Here is a 2,653-nt window from a genome sequence, read left to right as displayed (position 1 = left end):
CCACGCCCGCGACGCTCCGCCTCGACGCGTGCGTCGCGGGGCTCGAGGTCGTCTGGCGCGAGGCGCGGTTGATCGGTCGTGTCTCGCACGCCTACGACGAGCCGTTCGCCGTGCTCGATGCCCACGGCTCGGCCGCCTGCGGAAGCGTCGTGCTGCCCGGCGACGTGCACGTGGGCGACCGCATCGCCTTCCCGTGTCCCGGATGCCACACGGTCGGCGATGTCCTGAGACATGACAGGCGAGGTCCGCTGATGCTGCTCCACTCGATCGTCTACGCGTGCCGGTGCGCGCGGGTGCAGGCGGAGTTCGAGGGGTGCTCCGCCGGCGACGAGGTCGAGGCCGAGCGGAACTCCTGAGTTTTCGCTCGGCCGAGTGGCCGGGCGCGACCCGGGGGCGTGCGAAACTCCGGAGTTTTCGCTCGGTTGCGACCGGAACCGGGATATAAGACGGCCCGCGGTTCGGTTTCTCCGGAGTTCGGCCCGGCGGGCGGATGGGCCCGGCCGCGGCCGAACCCGCCGCGTCACACCACCAGTCGATACCCCATCCCCTGCTCCGTCAGCAGGTGCGCCGGGTTCGACGGGTCGGCTTCGAGCTTCTTGCGCAGCTGCGACATGTACAGCCGCAGGTAGCCGCTGTCGGCGACCTGCTCGCTCGCCCAGATCTCCTTGAGCAGCGTCTGACGGGTCACCAGCGACCCGGGGTTGCGGGCGAGGAACTCCAGCATCCGCCACTCCGTCGGGGTGAGGTGCACACGGGTGCCGTCGCGCAGCACCGCCTTGGCCGCCAGGTCCACCTCGACGTCTCCGAAGCGCACCACCGCGTCGCCCGAAGCGGGAACCGACCGCCGCGCGTGCACGCGGAGTCGCGCGAGCAGCTCGTCGATCTGGAACGGCTTCGTGACGTAGTCGTCCGCCCCCGCGTCGAGCGCGTCCACCTTGTCGGCCGAGCCCGTGCGTCCCGACACGACGATGATCGGCACGCTCGTCCACCCGCGCAGCGCCTGGATCACCTGCACGCCGTCGAGGTGCGGCATCCCGAGATCCAGCAGGACGATGTCGGGGTGCGCCTGCGCGGCGAGTGTGATCGCCGCCGCGCCGTCGGCCGCGGCCACGACGTCGTAGCCGTGCGCGCCGAGGGTGATGCGCAGCGCGCGGACGAGCTGCGGGTCGTCGTCGGCGATCAGAATCTTCACGGTGCGTCCTCTCGGATCCCGGATGCCACGGCCTCGGCATCCCGTTCGGCGACGGGCAGCGTCACCACCATCGTCAGTCCGCCGCCCGGGGTGTCCTCGGGGACCAGCGTGCCGCCCATGCCCTCGGCGAAGCCGCGCGAGAGCGCGAGTCCGAGCCCGAGGCCGGCGGTGTTGTCGGTGTCGCCGAGCCGTTGGAACGGCGAGAACATGTCGGTGCGACGCTCCGCCGCGATGCCGGGGCCGTGGTCGATCACGCGGATCTCGGCGATCCCGCCCAGCCGGCTCGTCGCGATGCGCACGCGGACACCCGCCGGCGTGTAGCGCTGCGCGTTCGCGAGCACGTTGACGAGCACGCGCTGCAGCAGCACCGCGTCGGCGCGGAGCGCGGGCAGTTCGGGGTCGAGGGCGAGCTCGACCTCGTCGGGACCCAGGTCGAGCTCGTCGAGCGCCGCGATCACGACATCGGCCGCGTCGACGGGCGCGAGAGAGATCGCGAGCACTCCCGCCTGCACCCGGCTGACGTCGAGCAGGTCGGTCACCAGCACCGAGAGCGTGGCGAGGCTCTCGTCCGCGGTCTCGATCAGTTCGCGGCGGTCGTCCTCGGACAGGTGGTCGCCCGCGGCGCGCAGTCCTCCGAGGGCGGCGACGGCGGATGCCAGGGGTCGGCGCAGATCGTGGCTCACGGCCGAGAGGAGCGCGCTGCGGACCTGGTCGGTCTCGGCGAGTGCTCCCGCCTCGGCGGCGGTCTCGGCCAGGTCGGCCCGTTCGAGGGCTGCGGCGAGCTGAGCGACGACGACGTCGAGGAGGCGGCGGCTGCCGGCATCCAGATCTCCGCCGTGCAGTTCGAGGGTGGCGCGTCCGTCGCCGACCGGGATCGCCGTTCGGCGCTCGTCGCGGACGGGCTCGCCGTCGGTCGCGAGCACGCGTCCGTCCGCGGCCACGAGGCGCACGCCGGCCAGGCCGAACGCCTCGCGCGCGCGGCTGACCAGCGCGGGCACGGCGACCTCGCCGCGGAGCACGCTACCGGCGACCGTGGCGAGCAGTTCGGCCTCGGCAGAGGCGCGGCGCGCGGCGCGGGCGCGGCGGGCCGCCTGGTCGACGACGACGCTCACCAGCATCGCGATCACGACGTAGAGGACGAGCGCGATCGCGTGCACGGGGTCGCTGATCGTCACGGTGTGCACGGGCGCGATGAAGAGGAAGTCGAGGGTAAGACCCGACAGGACCGCCGCGAACACCGCCGGCCAGATCCCGCCGATCAGCGCGACGATCACCACGAGCAGCTGGTAGCTGAGCACGTCGGTCGTGATCGAGTCGTCGGAGCCGGTCGCCAGCAGGAGCAGCGAGATGATCGGACCGCCCAGGAGAGCGGTGACGAAGCCGAGGAGGCGCCGCTTCCTGCTCAGCGCGGGGCCGGTCAGACGCGGCAGCGCGAACCGGCCGCCCGCGCGGGCGTGGTTC

2 protein-coding genes and 1 pseudogene are annotated in these 2,653 nt (G+C 72.8%); 1 reads left to right on the top strand and 2 read right to left on the bottom strand.

Annotated features, from left to right (window positions below; all coding sequences use genetic code 11):
- Window positions 1–356: pseudogene (locus NS283_RS19030) on the top strand (hypothetical protein); the annotation flags it as partial.
- A 164-nt stretch (window positions 357–520) separates the two neighbouring features.
- On the opposite strand, the gene NS283_RS18010 reads toward NS283_RS19030, so the two are convergent.
- Window positions 521–1,192, bottom strand: a complete 672-nt coding sequence (locus NS283_RS18010; RefSeq protein ID WP_058598213.1) for a response regulator — start codon at window positions 1,190–1,192, stop codon at window positions 521–523.
- Window positions 1,189–2,653, bottom strand: a 1,465-nt coding sequence (locus NS283_RS18005; protein ID WP_153003421.1) for a sensor histidine kinase, incomplete at its 5' end; no start/stop codon positions are given. The genes NS283_RS18005 and NS283_RS18010, both read right to left, overlap by 4 nt.

Source organism: Microbacterium testaceum, from assembly GCF_001476285.1.
Classification (GTDB): domain Bacteria; phylum Actinomycetota; class Actinomycetes; order Actinomycetales; family Microbacteriaceae; genus Microbacterium; species Microbacterium testaceum_B.
The sequence above is the reverse complement of the archived record's forward strand: the minus strand, read 5'-3'. Positions and strand labels throughout refer to the sequence as shown.